This window comes from Tropicimonas sediminicola, from assembly GCF_900188335.1.
GTDB lineage: Bacteria > Pseudomonadota > Alphaproteobacteria > Rhodobacterales > Rhodobacteraceae > Tropicimonas > Tropicimonas sediminicola.
In genome coordinates this window covers 423440-435817 of sequence record NZ_FZOY01000001.1, presented here as the reverse complement: position 1 = coordinate 435817, position 12378 = coordinate 423440, and the positions used below count along the sequence as shown (strand labels likewise).

The window sequence follows — 12378 nt, the reverse complement described above, 5'->3', positions numbered from 1 at the left end:
CACCAGATGGCTGAACTGATGACCGGCAAGCGCGGCCTGATCATGGGCGTGGCGAACGATCGCTCCATCGCCTGGGGCATCGCCAAGGCAATGGCAGGCGCGGGCGCCGAGCTGGCCTTCTCCTACCAGGGCGAGGCCTTCGGCAAGCGGGTGGAGCCGCTGGCCGAGAGCCTCGGCTCAGACATCCTTGTCGACATCGACGTGACCGACGACGAGTCGCTCGACGCCGGCTTCAACCTGCTCAAGGAGCAATGGGGCAAGCTGGACTTCGTGGTCCATGCCATCGCCTATTCCGACAAGAACGAACTCGGCGGCCGGTTCATCAACACCACGCGGGAGAACTTCCGCACCTCGCTGACCATCTCCTGCTATTCGCTGATCGACGTCGCGCGCCGCGCGGCGCCGCTGATGCAGGGCGGCGGCACGATCCTGACGCTGACCTACCAGGGCTCCAACCGCGTGACGCCGTATTACAACGTCATGGGCGTGGCCAAGGCGGCGCTGGAATCCACCGTGCGCTACCTCGCCAACGATCTCGGCCCCGACGGCATTCGCGTCAACGCGATCTCGCCGGGCCCGATGAAGACGCTCGCCGGCGCCGCGATCAGCGGGGCGCGCAAGACCTTCCGCCTGACCGAGGCCAACGCGCCGCTGCGGGCCAACGCGACGCTCGACGCCGTCGGCGGCACTGCCGTATACCTCGCCTCCGAGGCCGGCGCCTGCACCACCGGCGAGATCATCCACGTCGACGGCGGCTACCACGTCCTCGGCATGCCGCAGCCGGAAAACATCTGAGCCGACGCGCCACGAGCGGCGCGTCGCACCAATCCGAAATCAGACCGGGAAATTGTCCTCGTCCAGCTCCGCCTCGGTCACGTGGCGCCTGTCCTCCGCGACGAGATCGTCGGTCGGGAAGACCGGCGTCAGAAGCCCCAGCGGCGCCCCGCCCGCGTCGCTCACCAGCGCGATGCGCCCGACGCCCGCCACGTCCATCGGCGCTTGAACCACACGCCCGCCGGCAAAGCGCGTGCGCTCAAGCGCCGCGTCGACGTCATCCACCGCGATATAGGTGAACCAGTGCGGGTCGGCGCCTTCGAACTCCTCGAGCCCGGTCACGTCCCGGATCCCGGCCACCGGACGCCCATGCGCGACCGCGACACGGTAGTCCTCCTCGCCCGCCGGCAGTTCCTCGAAACTCCAGCCGCAGACGTCCGCGTAGTATTTCACCGAGCCCGGCAGGTCGCGGGTCATCAACTCGCTCCACCAGATCGCTCCATGATTCAGGCTCATGCCGATATTCCTCCCTGAATGTCGCTCCAACCTCCCTCTTCGCGCGCCCCATGATACCGCGTCGGCCCGCGTCGGGACATTGGACGCCGGGGCGCAGGGCGGCATCCGGATCGGCCATTTCCATCCGCCGGTCGTTATGCCAGTGTCGCCGCCGTAGGAGGCCCTCCATGACCATTCGCATCGCTGTATTCGACGCCTACGGCACGCTTTTCGACGTTGCAGCCGCCGCCCGCCGCGCCGCGGCCGAGCCCGGGGGCGCCGCACTCGCGGAGCACTGGCAGTCGCTGGCCGCGATCTGGCGCGACAAGCAGGTGCAATACACCTGGCACCGAGCGATCACGGGGGCGCACACGGATTTCTGGCAGGTGACCTGCGATTCGCTCGACTACGCGCTCGAGGCGACCGGCCTGCTCGGCAACGCGGCGCTGCGCGACCGGCTGCTGGCGCTCTACCGCGAACTCGACGCCTATCCCGAGGTGCCGGAGATGCTGGCGCGGCTGCGCGAGGCCGGGATGCAGACGGCGATCCTGTCGAACGGCGCGCCCGGGATGCTGGCCGACGCGGTGAACTCGGCCGGCATCGGTGACAGCCTGGACGCGGTGCTTTCGGTCGAGGAGGTCGGGGTCTTCAAACCCGACGCGCGGGTCTATGACCTCGTGGGCAAGCATTTCCCCGGCGACCGGGCAGAGGTGCTCTTCGTCTCCTCGAACGGCTGGGACGCCGCCGGCGCGTCGGGATACGGCTTCACCACGGCCTGGGTGAACCGCATGGGGCTGCCGATGGAGCGCCTGCCCTGGACGCCGCAGCACGTGCTCGCGGACCTCACCCCGATCCCCGACCTGGCGACCGGCACATGACGGAGTACTTCCAGACCGACGACGGCCTGCGGCTCGCCTATGACGACCAAGGCAGCGGCCATCCGCTCCTGTGCCTCGCCGGGCTCACGCGGAACATGGCGGATTTCGAGCCGGTGGTGGAGCGTTTCGCAGACCGCGCCCGCATCATCCGGCTCGACAGCCGCGGCCGCGGCCTCTCGGACCACGATCCGGATTTCACCAATTACAACCTCGTCCGCGAGGCGCAGGACGCGGTTGCGCTGCTCGATCACCTCGGCCTCGACAAGGCGAGCATCCTTGGCACCTCCCGCGGCGGGCTGATCGCGATGGGGCTGGCGGTCGGTCACCCTGACCGGCTGACCGGCGTGGTGCTCAATGACATCGGCCCGGTGATCGAGCCGGACGGCATGTCCCAGATCATGGGCTATCTCGGCTTCCGGCCCGGCTTTCGCGACTACGATGAGGCGGCGGACAAGCTGCCCGAGATCATGGCAACCCAGTTCCGGAACGCCTCCCGCTCGCAGTGGCGGGACTTTGCCCGTCGCGTCTGGACCGAGGCCCCCGACGGGCTCGACCTGCGCTACGATGCGGCGCTGCGCCAGGCGGTGCTCGAGCACTCCGCCACCGGCGACATGCCCGACCTCTGGCCCCTCTTCGACGCGTTGCAACCCCTGCCCACCGCGTTGATCCGCGGCGCCAACTCGAACCTGCTGTCGCGCGAGACCGCGGACGAGATGGTCCGCCGACAGCCCGACATGATCTTTGCCGATGTCCCGGACCGCGGCCACGTGCCCTTCCTCGACGAGCCCGAAGCGGTATCGGCGATCGAAACCTACCTGGAGCGTGCCACATGAACATCGGTGAAATCGAAGCTGCCGCGCAGCGCCTGGAAGGTCGGGCGCGGCGCACGCCGCTGCTCGGGTCGCCCTTCCTCGACGAGATCGCGGGCAGACAGGTTCTGGTGAAGGCGGAATGCCTGCAGCACACCGGCAGCTTCAAGTTTCGCGGCGCCTGGTCGGCGGTCTCGACGCTGCCCGAAGACACCAGCGGCGTGCTCGCCTTCTCCTCCGGCAACCATGCCCAGGGCGTGGCGATGGCGGCGCGGCTGCGCGGGCTGCCGGCGGTGATCGTGATGCCTGCCGACGCGCCCCGCCTGAAACGCGAGAACACCGCCGCGCTCGGCGCCGAGGTCGTCACCTACGACCGCGCCACGGAAGACCGCGACGCGCTCGGCGAGGCGCTGGCCGCCGAACGCGGGCTGGCCCTGATCCGCCCCTTCGACGACCCGCGCGTGATCGCGGGGCAAGGCACCTGCGGGCTGGAGATCGCCGGCCAGGCGGCTGACCTGGGGATCGACAAGGCGACCGTGCTGACCTGCTGCGGCGGCGGCGGGCTGACCTCGGGGATCGCGCTGGCGCTGGAAGCCCGGGCGCCGCGGATGAAGGTGCGCACGGTCGAGCCCGAGGGCTTCGACGACACCGCCCGCTCGCTCGCCTCGGGCCAGATCGAGACCAACCCGGCGATGACCGGCTCGATCTGCGACGCGATCGTCACGCCCTCGCCGGGGAGGCTCACCTTCCCGATCATGAAGCGGCTCTGCGGTCCCGGCCTCGTGGTGAGCGACGAGGAATGCCTGCGGGCCATGGTGCTCGCCTTCCTGCGGCTCAAGATCGTGATCGAGCCGGGCGGCGCGGTGGCGCTTGCGGCGGCGCTGTTCCGGAGCGACGACCTCGACGACGGCCCGGTGATCTGCACCGCTTCGGGCGGCAATGTCGACGCGGAGCTGTTCCGCACCGCCCTCGAACGCTACGGCGACGCCTGACCAGCCCAACGGAGACCACCAGATGCAGATCGCAGATCTCGGCGACATCAAGCTTCACTGGCGCGAGGACGGCACGGCGGACGGCCCGGCGATCGTCTTTGCCAATTCGCTCGGCACCGACCTGAGGGTCTGGGACAAGGTGGTCGCCCGCCTGCCGCAGACCTACCGGATCATCCGCTACGACATGCGCGGCCATGGCCTGTCCGACTGCCCGCCCGCGCCCTATGCGATGGGCGCGCTTGTGCGCGACGCCGAGCGGCTGCTGGACCTGCTCGAGGTTCGCGACGCGGTCTTCGTCGGCCTCTCGGTCGGCGGCATGGTGGCGCAAGGGCTCGCCGTGAAGCGGCTGGACCAGGTGCGGGCGATGGTGCTCTCGAACACCGCCGCCAAGATCGGCACCAAGCAGACCTGGGACGACCGCATTGCCGCGGTCCGCTCGGGCGGCATCGAGAGCCTCGCCGACGGCATCATGGAAAAGTGGTTCACCCCCGCCTTCCGCGCCACCGCCGAATTGGCCGGCTGGCGTAACATGGTCACCCGCTCGCCGCTCGAGGGCTATATCGGCACCTGCCACGCCATCGCGGGCACCGATTTCTACACCCCGACCTCCGGGCTCGGCCTGCCGACGCTCGCCATCGCCTGCTCCCATGACGGCTCCACGCCGCCGGATCTGGTGCGCGAGACCGCCGAGCTGGTGAAAGGCTCGGAGTTCCAGCTGATCCGCAACGCCGGGCACATCCCCTGCGTCGAGGCGCCGGACGAATATGCCGGCCGCCTGACGGAGTTCCTCACCGCCATCGGCCACTGACCGGCGCCCTCCCGGGGCCAGCGCGCCAGGCTGGCCGCCAACAGCAGGTCCAGATGACCGAGACAGCCGAGCCCCTCCCAGCGTCCGGACGCCACCGGCTTCCGCTCACCTTCGTCCTGATGACGCTGGTGATCGACGCCATGGGGATCGGGCTGATCCTGCCGGTCATGCCGGAGCTGATCCGCGAGGTGAACGGCGGCTCGCTCGCGCAGGCGGCGGTCTGGGGCGGGATCCTCGCCACCGCCTTTGCCGCCATGCAGTTCCTCTTCGGCCCCGTGCTCGGCTCGCTTTCCGATGCCTGGGGACGCCGTCCGGTGCTGCTGATCTCCCTGGCCGTCATGGTGCTCGACTACCTTCTGATGGCCTTCACCCATTCGATCTGGGTGCTGCTCGCCGCGCGCGTCGTTGGCGGCATCCTCGCGGCCACCCATGCCACCGCCATGGCCTTCGTCGCCGACATCTCCCGCCCGGACGAGAAATCCGCCCGCTTCGCCCTGACCCATGCCGCCTATGGCGTGGGCTTCGTGCTCGGGCCGCTGATCGGCGGGATGCTTGGCACCTTTGGGCCGAGGGCGCCGTTCTTCGCCGCGGCGGCTCTGGCGCTGCTCAACCTCGTGCTCGGGATCTTCGTGCTGCCGGAAACCGTGACCGACCGCATGCGCCGCCGCTTCACCTGGAGGCGCGCCAATCCGTTCGGCGCGATCGGCCACATCAGCCGCCTGCCCGGCGTCGGTCGCCTGCTGGCGGTGCTCGCCATCTACGAGTTCGCGCTCTACGTCTACCCGGCGATCTGGGCCTATTTCACCCCGGTCCGCTTCGGCTGGGACACGGCGCTGGTCGGCGTCTCGCTCGGCGCCTTCGGCATCGGATACACCATCGTGCAGGCCGGGTTGATCCGACCGATCCTGAAGACCCTCGGCGAGCACGGGACGATCCTGTTCGGCCTGAGCTTCGAGGTCGTGCTGCTGACCACGCTCGGCTTCATCACCTCCGGCACGGTGGCGATGATCCTGACGCCGGTTTCGGCCATCGGCTCGGTTGCGGTACCGGCGCTGCAGGGGCGAATGTCGCGCGAAGTCGGCGAGGACGCGCAGGGAGAGCTGCAGGGCGTGATCACCTCGACCATCTCGCTCGCCACCCTTCTCGCGCCGCTGCTCATGACGCAGGTGTTCTACTTCACCACCCGTGAGAACGCCGGCTTCCACCATCCCGGCGCCGCCTTCCTGCTTGCCGCAGCGTTGATGGTCGTCTGTGTGCTGATCTATGTCGCCGGAGCACAAGAACGGGCGCGGGTTCCTCGCTGAAGCTGCCGCGAAACACCTTGCGGAGCCACCCATGACCCGGATCCAAGCTGCCGTCTGCCGCGCCTTCGGCACCCCACTCGAGATCGAGACGCTCACCCTCGCCGCCCCCGGCCCCGCCGAGGCGCAGGTGCGCATGGAGGCGGTCGCGGTCTGCCATTCCGATATCTCCTTCATCGACGGTGGCTGGCAGGGGCAGTTGCCGGCGGTCTATGGCCACGAGGGCGTCGGGCGCGTTACCGCGATCGGGGCGGAGGTGCACGGGCTGCATGTGGGCGACCGGGTGCTGGTGACGCTGATCCGCGCCTGCCACCATTGCCCGAGCTGCGCCACCGGCCACCCGGCCCATTGCGAGACCGCAACAGACCCGGCTGCCGGCCCGCTCCGCGACGCCGATGACGGCCACGTGTTGAACGCGATGAACTGCGGCGCCTTTGCCGAGGCGGTCACTGTCCACCACAGCCAGCTCGTGCCGATCCCCGACGAGATCCCCGCCGAGAGCGCCTGCCTGCTCGCCTGCGGGGTGATCACCGGCGTCGGCGCGGCGATCAACACCGCGGGGCTTCGTCCGGGCCAGACGGCCGTGGTGATCGGGGCCGGCGGGGTCGGGCTCAACGCGATCCAGGGTGCGCGGATCGCCGGTGCCGCGCGGGTCATCGCCATCGACATGTCGGAGGAGAAACTCGCCGCCGCCCGGGACTTCGGCGCGACCGACGGCATTCTCGCCAGCGATCCCGATGCGGCCGCCGCACTCCGCCGGATCGCCCATCGCGGCGCCGATGCCGTGCTGGTCTGCACCGGGGCCATCGCCGCCTACGAGAGCGCCCTGCGCCACCTCGGGCGGCGCGGCCGTGCCGTGCTCGTGGGGATGCCGCATTCGGGGCAGATGAGTTCCTACGAGCCGGTGATCCTCGCCGCGCTCGGACAGGGCATCATCGGCTCCAAGATGGGCGACACGGTGCTCGCGCGCGACATCCCCTGGATGATCGACCTCTACCAGCAGGGCCGGCTGAAGCTCGACGAGCTGGTCTCCGGCCGCTGGTCCCTGGCGCAGATCAACGAGGCCATCGCCGACACCCGCACCGGCGGCGCCCGCCGCAACGTGATCCTGTTCCCGGCCTGACCGGCGCAGACCGGGATCAGGCTTCGAAAAGGGAGATCAGCGCAGGGCGGACAGGTTTGCGACCAGCAGGGTCCGGCGCCGATCCGTCTCCTCGTTGATCTGTTCGGCGACGCCCGTGGCATGGGTCAGGTGCTGTTCGACCACGGCGGCGTTCTCCTTGCAGCAGACCTCCATGGCCGCGTGCATGGCCTTGTCGATGGCGGCCAGGATCTCGGCTTCGTGGCCTTCGGTAACGCCCGTGCCCTCGATCGCCTTGATCTCTTCCAGCGCCTGATGCGCGATCGCGTTGAGTGTCATTGCTCGCTCCTCCTTGCCCGATATCTAGGCATGGCCGCGCGCCCGCCTCAAGAGCGTGCGACAGCGCGACACCGGGCTGACGTAGAGGCAAAACGCATGGAAAAGGCCGGGCACGTCCAAGGACCTGCCCGGCCTTGATCGGTATCAAGGAATGCCAGCGGTTCCACGACTATCCGGAACCGCGTGCGCCCCCTGTGCGAAAGGACCTCTCATGCTCCGCCTGACGCTGTTGCTTCACGCGATCACCTCCACCGTCATCATGGGCACCGGGATCGTGGCGGTGCTGGTGATGGGCTTTGTGTCGGGCGTGGCGATCCTGGCCTGCGTGCTGGCCGGGATTGTGCTCGGCTTCCCTTTGGCGTGGCTGATTGCGAAGAAACTGGGCGAGGGATGACTCGCCCGCGAGCGGGGTATTGGAAAACAACCTGATCTGGTGGGTCATGCGGATCCGCGCGCGGCCTCGGGATGAACCTTGATGAAATGCTGCAGCGTGCGGAAAAGTTCCTTGGCATGACTCACGTCGTCGCGATGCATGGCGACACGCATGTCATCGCAGATCATCTGGTGTACCTTCTGCGGCCCCTTGGGCAGATGCATGAGGTACTCCGCCAGCATGGCGGCATCGAATTCCCCGATGTGCTCATGCTCGGCTAGCGCGGCGATCTCCGCCCGCGTCAGGCAGTTCATATCCTCGATGTCGTCGAGTGTGATCATCCTATCCTCCCCTTTCGGCTGACCCACCTGAGACCTTTCTAGCACGCAGTTTCCGCTGCGTCATTGATTCCGATCAAGCGGTCACCCGGCGAGGAAGGCGGCGATCGTGGCTTCGAACTCGCGGGGCTTTTCGGCGTGTAGCCAGTGGCCGGCACCGGGGATCTTGGCGAAGCGTGCCTGTGGGAAAAGCCTTTTGATATCAGATCTGTATTCCGGAAGAACGTAGTCGGAGGCGCCGCCCGAGAGGAACAGGGTGGGTCCGTCGAAGCGGCCGTCGGGAGCGGGCCAGCCGAGGATCTTGTCCATCTCCTGGGCAAGCACGTCGAGGTTGAGCTTCCAGCGCGGCGGGGTGGACTTGAGGTCGAGCGACTGCAGCAGGAAGGCGCGGGTCTGGCTGTCGGGGACGATGCGCTGGAGGTCGCGGTCGGCCTCGCTGCGGCGGGTCAGGCCATCGAGGTCGAGTTCCTGCATGGCTTCGACAAGGTGGAGCTGGGTGTGGCTGTAGGCAACGGGGGCGATGTCGGCGACGACCAGGCGGCGGAGCAGGTCCGGGCGGGTGAGCGCCAGCATCATCGCCGATTTGCCGCCCATGGAATGCCCGACGATGTCGACCATTCCTCCATTCTTTTCAATGACCTGCGCGAGATCATCCGCCATATCGCGATAGCCGTTGGCCTCGGCACGGAAGCTGTCGCCGTGGTTGCGCATGTCCACCGTCAGCACGGGCCGGTCGACGCTGAGCCGTTTGGCGACGACGCCCCAGTTGCGGGCGGAGCCGAACAGGCCGTGGACGATGAGCAGCGGCAGGCCCTCCTCGGGGCCGTGGCGGTAGGTGGTCAGCATGGTTTTTCCGAACGAATCCTGATGGTTGGGCCTGTTGTTGATTCCCTGTTTCCGGCGGGTGGGCAACGGGGTAGAAAGCGCCATGATGGAGAACTCGCTGCCGGAAACCAATGCCGCTCTTGCCCTGCTGATGCGGGAGAAGCTGGGCGTGCGGGGCGCGGACCGGCTGGAGGTGAAACTCCGGCGGGCCGGCGGGCTGTTGCCAAGGGCGCTCCGGAAGGACGCCAAGTACTTGGTGGACATGGAGAAACTCTACGACAACCCGAAGCTTCGGCGGCAGATCGACAGCGCGCGGGTGAGCGAGGCGAGCGCCAACCTGCGGCGGCACCTCGAGGCGATCGACCCGCGCGACCGGCGGATCGGGTGGATCCTGGGGGTGGTGGCGCCGCTTGCCTTCAACCTGTTGCTGATCGCCGCGGCCTTCATCACCTGGCTGGTCTGGACCGGCCGCGTCTGAGCCCGGGAACCGGTCGAAACGCACAATCCGGGCCGCGAAACGACCAAACCCGCGGTCGTTTGCCAGCGCCTTCCGGTCATTTCCGCTGCGGCCCCTGCCCTCCCGGCACGAAATCGCGGGAAACGACCGAAACGACCGCCGCGAACGACCGGAAATCGGCGCAACACCCACCGCACGCCGCGCTTTCGGCGCGTTAACCGGATGCTGGTGGAATGGCGCCATGACCCGCATGATCCCCGCCCCCTACATCCGGACCGAGATGATCTCGGTCACCAACTTCCGGACCAACATCGCGATGCTGCTGCCGCAGGTGGTGAACATCCCGTCGCGGCTGCTGCTGACCCGGCATGGCCGGCCCTATTGCGCCGTCGTCTCGATCCGCGACCTGGAGATGGTCGAACGGTTCGACGGGCATTCGCTGGCCAGCCTTCGGCGGGAACAGGACGACATCGCCTGCCGTTTCGCCGCCGCGCAGGAGGCCGGCGAACGTCCGCCCGGGCCGGGGCTGCGGAGCCTTTGAGAACGGTTGCGCTGGTTCGCAAGCGGCCATAAATTGCGCCGCCGAGACCAAGACCGGAGACCTCGCATGAAACGCCTGATCCTGCCGCTGCTGCTTCTGACGCTCGGGGCCTGCGCCACCGTCGACGGGGCGGGACAAGACCTGTCCAAAGCCGGCGATTTCGTCTCCGACAGTGCCCGCTCGGTCCAGCAGAAGCTCTAGGCCCTCAGACCAGCTGCCGCGCAACGAGGTAGCTGACCGGCACCGCGGCGAAAAAGCCCGCGGCGGCGGCCACGAGGATCGGTGTTTGGGTGTCGAGCCCGGCGACGAGGGCCGCAACGATGAAGATGCCGGCCATCGAGGCGCCGATCACGACGAAGAGAAGCATGGCAAGACGAAACATGGGACCTCCGGGCCTGTGCCTGTGAACGGGGACGTGCTGCGTAAAAGCGATATTTGTGATACGCCTTATCGTCCTTGATTCAGGTCAAGCGGTGCGGCGGCGGAACGCCGATGCCTCCCCTGCCGGCACTCGGCGCTTTGCCCGCGCCGCGCTGCAGCGTAGGCTGGCGCCAGTTTCGGACGGACGGAGAGCACCGATGGCCGGCAAGAACCCCTACATGAGCTGGTGGCTGAGCGAAGCGAACAAGGCGGCAAGCGCGAGCCGCGGCCTGTTCGCAGCCGAGATGAGCCGCCAGCAGAAGGCGATGACCGACGCCTGGACCGAACAGGCGGTGGAGATGTGGATGGCGTTCTGGTTCCCCTGGATGCCACGTGGCGGCAAGCGCCGGGGCGGCCGCTAGGCCCGTTCGCGCGGGGCGCGCGCCTTGCCGGCACAACGCGGGCAAGGAGGCGCGGCCACCGTCCCCGGGGGGACAGGCGGCCGCGCGAAGCTGGCGTCAGCCGACGACGTTGTAGCCGCGGCCGCGCATGCAGTTGCGGATGATCGCTTCCTTGTTCTGCTGCTGCTGCAGCGCGCCACCGGCCACACCGGCCGCAGCACCGATCAGCGCGGCGTCGCGGGCGTTGGTGCCACGGTTGTTGAAGACGGCCGTGGTGCCACCGGCCAGCGCGGCGCCGGTCGCGGCGGCGGCGGCGGTGTTGTTGTCGAAGGCGCCCTGCTGGGCGGCGATCGACTGGCAGGCCGCCAGATCATTGGCGTAGTTGGGCCCGATCGGACCATCAATCACCGGCTGGTAGCTGGACCCGGTATTCGCGCAGGCAGCAACGATGCAGATGAGCGGAATGGCGGAAAGATTCTTGAGACGACGCATGGGTAGCCCTTTCGGCACTTTGGTTCGCATTGGTCGGGTTTCGTCCGTGGACAGACCCCTTTCAATTTCTAGCGAATTATCCGGCGAACGGAACCGGTTTGCTGCTTATCGCGGCATCCGCCGGCCCTGGGGACGGCCTTTTCAGGCCGCGACCGGCGGTGTTTTGCCGATCGTGTCTGGACGTAAGAGATCTGTCGCGGCGACCGGTCAGACGGTGGCGCCGCGGATCCGGACGAGGCTGCCCAGCACGGCGAAGGCCGCGCCGACGCAGATGCCGATCACCAGTTCCAGGGGTTCGACCGCGGCCATGGAGAAGCCCGCGAAGACCAGGGTCTCGATCGCGCCGATCAGGACACCGGCCACCGCCGCGATGGCGAGGTTGCGCGTCATCATCCCTGCCGCGAAGCCGAGGATCCCCGGCAGGCTGAGAATGTTTGCGGCGATGGTTCCGAGAAGATCGAGCATGGCATCCTCCCCTGTTGCTCAGGCGGGAGTATCCGCCAGCCGGATCGGCCGGTAAAGGCGCAATACGCCACGGGGGGGCTGCCCCGTGGCGCCGCCGGTCAGTAGCTGTAGGTGGTGCCGCGCACGATGGCGGAGAAGAGCGAGGCCTCGGCCCAGCTGCCTTCGCCGCCACGGGCGCGGATCTCGGTCAGTTGCGCGCGGGCGGCGGCCGTGTCGCCCTGCTCCACGAAGGCCTGGCCCATGTAGGACCGGGCAAGCAGGTTGTCGGGGTTGGCGTCCAGCGCGGCGCGGTAGAAGGCCATGCCGCCCTCCACGTCGCCCATCGTACGGGCGACGAAGCCGCGGTAGGTGGCGACGCGGTCGTCCTGCTGGTCTTCGATGGCGTCGAGCGCGTCGAGGGCGTGGCGGTACTGCCCGGCATAGGCGAACTCGCGCACCGCGCCGTGCAGCGTCTCGTCGTCGAGGCTGCCGCTCTGCGGGTTGACGCATTTGCCGGACTTGGCGTCCCAGACCATGCCCTTGTCGCAGCTCTGGGTGGTTTCGGTGGGCTTGGGGGCGGAGGTGTCGTCGCTGCCGGCCGCGAAGGCGGCGAAAGGCAGGGCGAGGGTGAAGGCGGCGGCGAGGATGGGCAGGCTGGGGCGCATGGGAA

20 protein-coding genes are annotated in these 12378 nt (G+C 68.4%); 12 read left to right on the top strand and 8 right to left on the bottom strand.

The annotated features are described in order from the left end of the window. Window positions 1-6: 6 nt before the first annotated feature. Entirely contained in the window at window positions 7-795 is a 789-nt protein-coding gene (locus CHB86_RS02100) for an enoyl-ACP reductase FabI (protein ID WP_089230888.1), read from the top strand. Between the two features lie 39 nt (window positions 796-834). On the opposite strand, the gene CHB86_RS02095 is transcribed toward CHB86_RS02100, so the two are convergent. Beyond that, entirely contained in the window at window positions 835-1290 is a 456-nt protein-coding gene (locus tag CHB86_RS02095) for a VOC family protein (protein WP_089230887.1), read from the bottom strand. A 167-nt stretch (window positions 1291-1457) separates the two neighbouring features. On the opposite strand from CHB86_RS02095, the gene CHB86_RS02090 reads away from it, so the two are divergent. Genes CHB86_RS02090 through CHB86_RS02065 form a run of 6 tightly spaced genes read left to right on the top strand, consistent with a single transcriptional unit; the run spans window position 1458 to window position 7180 of the window. Further along, window positions 1458-2147, top strand: a complete 690-nt coding sequence (locus tag CHB86_RS02090; RefSeq protein ID WP_089230886.1) for a haloacid dehalogenase type II — start codon at window positions 1458-1460, stop codon at window positions 2145-2147. Continuing rightward, window positions 2144-2980: an alpha/beta fold hydrolase gene (locus tag CHB86_RS02085; protein ID WP_089230885.1), complete on the top strand. Its 837-nt coding sequence runs from the start codon at window positions 2144-2146 to the stop codon at window positions 2978-2980. The genes CHB86_RS02090 and CHB86_RS02085 overlap by 4 nt, the downstream gene beginning before the upstream one ends. Further along, window positions 2977-3948: a threonine ammonia-lyase gene (locus tag CHB86_RS02080; protein WP_089230884.1), complete on the top strand. Its 972-nt coding sequence runs from the start codon at window positions 2977-2979 to the stop codon at window positions 3946-3948. The genes CHB86_RS02085 and CHB86_RS02080 overlap by 4 nt, the downstream gene beginning before the upstream one ends. A gap of 22 nt (window positions 3949-3970) precedes the next feature. Continuing rightward, window positions 3971-4756: a 3-oxoadipate enol-lactonase gene (gene pcaD, locus CHB86_RS02075; RefSeq protein ID WP_089230883.1), complete on the top strand. Its 786-nt coding sequence runs from the start codon at window positions 3971-3973 to the stop codon at window positions 4754-4756. Between the two features lie 53 nt (window positions 4757-4809). Beyond that, the gene (locus CHB86_RS02070; RefSeq protein ID WP_089230882.1) at window positions 4810-6060 is read left to right on the top strand and encodes a TCR/Tet family MFS transporter; all 1251 of its coding nucleotides are present in this window, start codon (window positions 4810-4812) and stop codon (window positions 6058-6060) included. 31 nt (window positions 6061-6091) lie between these two features. Next, entirely contained in the window at window positions 6092-7180 is a 1089-nt protein-coding gene (locus CHB86_RS02065) for a Zn-dependent alcohol dehydrogenase (protein ID WP_089230881.1), read from the top strand. 36 nt (window positions 7181-7216) lie between these two features. Here CHB86_RS02065 and CHB86_RS02060 read toward each other — a convergent pair whose 3' ends face one another. Beyond that, window positions 7217-7477, bottom strand: coding sequence for a hypothetical protein (locus tag CHB86_RS02060; RefSeq protein ID WP_089230880.1), 261 nt, complete (start codon window positions 7475-7477; stop codon window positions 7217-7219). A gap of 211 nt (window positions 7478-7688) precedes the next feature. Here CHB86_RS02060 and CHB86_RS02055 point away from each other — a divergent pair, with 211 nt between their 5' ends. Continuing rightward, window positions 7689-7871 carry a hypothetical protein gene (locus CHB86_RS02055; protein ID WP_089230879.1) on the top strand — a complete coding sequence of 61 codons (183 nt, stop codon included), beginning with the start codon at window positions 7689-7691 and terminating at the stop codon, window positions 7869-7871. A gap of 44 nt (window positions 7872-7915) precedes the next feature. On the opposite strand, the gene CHB86_RS02050 is transcribed toward CHB86_RS02055, so the two are convergent. Beyond that, window positions 7916-8191 (bottom strand): hypothetical protein, encoded by a 276-nt coding sequence (locus CHB86_RS02050; protein ID WP_089230878.1) that lies wholly within the window; start codon window positions 8189-8191, stop codon window positions 7916-7918. Window positions 8192-8272: 81 nt separating this feature from the next. After that, window positions 8273-9034 (bottom strand): alpha/beta fold hydrolase, encoded by a 762-nt coding sequence (locus tag CHB86_RS02045; RefSeq protein WP_089230877.1) that lies wholly within the window; start codon window positions 9032-9034, stop codon window positions 8273-8275. A gap of 82 nt (window positions 9035-9116) precedes the next feature. Between CHB86_RS02045 and CHB86_RS02040 the strand changes: the two genes are divergently transcribed. The 3 genes from CHB86_RS02040 to CHB86_RS02030 all read left to right on the top strand — a co-directional run bounded on the left by CHB86_RS02040 (window position 9117) and on the right by CHB86_RS02030 (window position 10212). Then, complete coding sequence (locus CHB86_RS02040; protein WP_089230876.1) at window positions 9117-9491, top strand: hypothetical protein; 375 nt, start codon at window positions 9117-9119, stop codon at window positions 9489-9491. Between the two features lie 220 nt (window positions 9492-9711). Beyond that, window positions 9712-10011, top strand: coding sequence for a type II toxin-antitoxin system Phd/YefM family antitoxin (locus tag CHB86_RS02035; RefSeq protein ID WP_089230875.1), 300 nt, complete (start codon window positions 9712-9714; stop codon window positions 10009-10011). 66 nt (window positions 10012-10077) lie between these two features. Further along, entirely contained in the window at window positions 10078-10212 is a 135-nt protein-coding gene (locus CHB86_RS02030; RefSeq protein ID WP_089230874.1) for an entericidin A/B family lipoprotein, read from the top strand. A gap of 4 nt (window positions 10213-10216) precedes the next feature. Here CHB86_RS02030 and CHB86_RS02025 read toward each other — a convergent pair whose 3' ends face one another. Continuing rightward, window positions 10217-10393 (bottom strand): CTP synthetase, encoded by a 177-nt coding sequence (locus CHB86_RS02025; RefSeq protein WP_089230873.1) that lies wholly within the window; start codon window positions 10391-10393, stop codon window positions 10217-10219. Window positions 10394-10589: 196 nt separating this feature from the next. Between CHB86_RS02025 and CHB86_RS02020 the strand changes: the two genes are divergently transcribed. Continuing rightward, a complete protein-coding gene (locus CHB86_RS02020; protein WP_089230872.1) occupies window positions 10590-10793 on the top strand; it encodes a hypothetical protein in 204 nt (67 codons plus the stop codon). Between the two features lie 96 nt (window positions 10794-10889). On the opposite strand, the gene CHB86_RS02015 is transcribed toward CHB86_RS02020, so the two are convergent. The 3 genes from CHB86_RS02015 to CHB86_RS02005 form a co-directional block, all read right to left on the bottom strand. Then, window positions 10890-11294: a glycine zipper family protein gene (locus CHB86_RS02015; protein ID WP_245837701.1), complete on the bottom strand. Its 405-nt coding sequence runs from the start codon at window positions 11292-11294 to the stop codon at window positions 10890-10892. Window positions 11295-11471: 177 nt separating this feature from the next. After that, window positions 11472-11729 (bottom strand): hypothetical protein, encoded by a 258-nt coding sequence (locus CHB86_RS02010; protein WP_089230870.1) that lies wholly within the window; start codon window positions 11727-11729, stop codon window positions 11472-11474. Between the two features lie 98 nt (window positions 11730-11827). Further along, entirely contained in the window at window positions 11828-12373 is a 546-nt protein-coding gene (locus tag CHB86_RS02005) for a tetratricopeptide repeat protein (protein ID WP_089230869.1), read from the bottom strand. Window positions 12374-12378: the final 5 nt, after the last annotated feature.

Bases quoted from the DNA above. Each gene is read 5' to 3' on its own strand.
- CHB86_RS02100 (WP_089230888.1), top strand. From the start codon at position 7: ATGGCTGAACTGATGACCGGCAAGCGCGGCCTGATCATGGGCGTGGCG.
- CHB86_RS02095 (WP_089230887.1), bottom strand. From the start codon at position 1,290: ATGAGCCTGAATCATGGAGCGATCTGGTGGAGCGAGTTGATGACCCGC.
- CHB86_RS02090 (WP_089230886.1), top strand. From the start codon at position 1,458: ATGACCATTCGCATCGCTGTATTCGACGCCTACGGCACGCTTTTCGAC.
- CHB86_RS02085 (WP_089230885.1), top strand. From the start codon at position 2,144: ATGACGGAGTACTTCCAGACCGACGACGGCCTGCGGCTCGCCTATGAC.
- CHB86_RS02080 (WP_089230884.1), top strand. From the start codon at position 2,977: ATGAACATCGGTGAAATCGAAGCTGCCGCGCAGCGCCTGGAAGGTCGG.
- pcaD (WP_089230883.1), top strand. From the start codon at position 3,971: ATGCAGATCGCAGATCTCGGCGACATCAAGCTTCACTGGCGCGAGGAC.
- CHB86_RS02070 (WP_089230882.1), top strand. From the start codon at position 4,810: ATGACCGAGACAGCCGAGCCCCTCCCAGCGTCCGGACGCCACCGGCTT.
- CHB86_RS02065 (WP_089230881.1), top strand. From the start codon at position 6,092: ATGACCCGGATCCAAGCTGCCGTCTGCCGCGCCTTCGGCACCCCACTC.
- CHB86_RS02060 (WP_089230880.1), bottom strand. From the start codon at position 7,477: ATGACACTCAACGCGATCGCGCATCAGGCGCTGGAAGAGATCAAGGCG.
- CHB86_RS02055 (WP_089230879.1), top strand. From the start codon at position 7,689: ATGCTCCGCCTGACGCTGTTGCTTCACGCGATCACCTCCACCGTCATC.
- CHB86_RS02050 (WP_089230878.1), bottom strand. From the start codon at position 8,191: ATGATCACACTCGACGACATCGAGGATATGAACTGCCTGACGCGGGCG.
- CHB86_RS02045 (WP_089230877.1), bottom strand. From the start codon at position 9,034: ATGCTGACCACCTACCGCCACGGCCCCGAGGAGGGCCTGCCGCTGCTC.
- CHB86_RS02040 (WP_089230876.1), top strand. From the start codon at position 9,117: ATGATGGAGAACTCGCTGCCGGAAACCAATGCCGCTCTTGCCCTGCTG.
- CHB86_RS02035 (WP_089230875.1), top strand. From the start codon at position 9,712: ATGACCCGCATGATCCCCGCCCCCTACATCCGGACCGAGATGATCTCG.
- CHB86_RS02030 (WP_089230874.1), top strand. From the start codon at position 10,078: ATGAAACGCCTGATCCTGCCGCTGCTGCTTCTGACGCTCGGGGCCTGC.
- CHB86_RS02025 (WP_089230873.1), bottom strand. From the start codon at position 10,393: ATGTTTCGTCTTGCCATGCTTCTCTTCGTCGTGATCGGCGCCTCGATG.
- CHB86_RS02020 (WP_089230872.1), top strand. From the start codon at position 10,590: ATGGCCGGCAAGAACCCCTACATGAGCTGGTGGCTGAGCGAAGCGAAC.
- CHB86_RS02015 (WP_245837701.1), bottom strand. From the start codon at position 11,294: ATGCGAACCAAAGTGCCGAAAGGGCTACCCATGCGTCGTCTCAAGAAT.
- CHB86_RS02010 (WP_089230870.1), bottom strand. From the start codon at position 11,729: ATGCTCGATCTTCTCGGAACCATCGCCGCAAACATTCTCAGCCTGCCG.
- CHB86_RS02005 (WP_089230869.1), bottom strand. From the start codon at position 12,373: ATGCGCCCCAGCCTGCCCATCCTCGCCGCCGCCTTCACCCTCGCCCTG.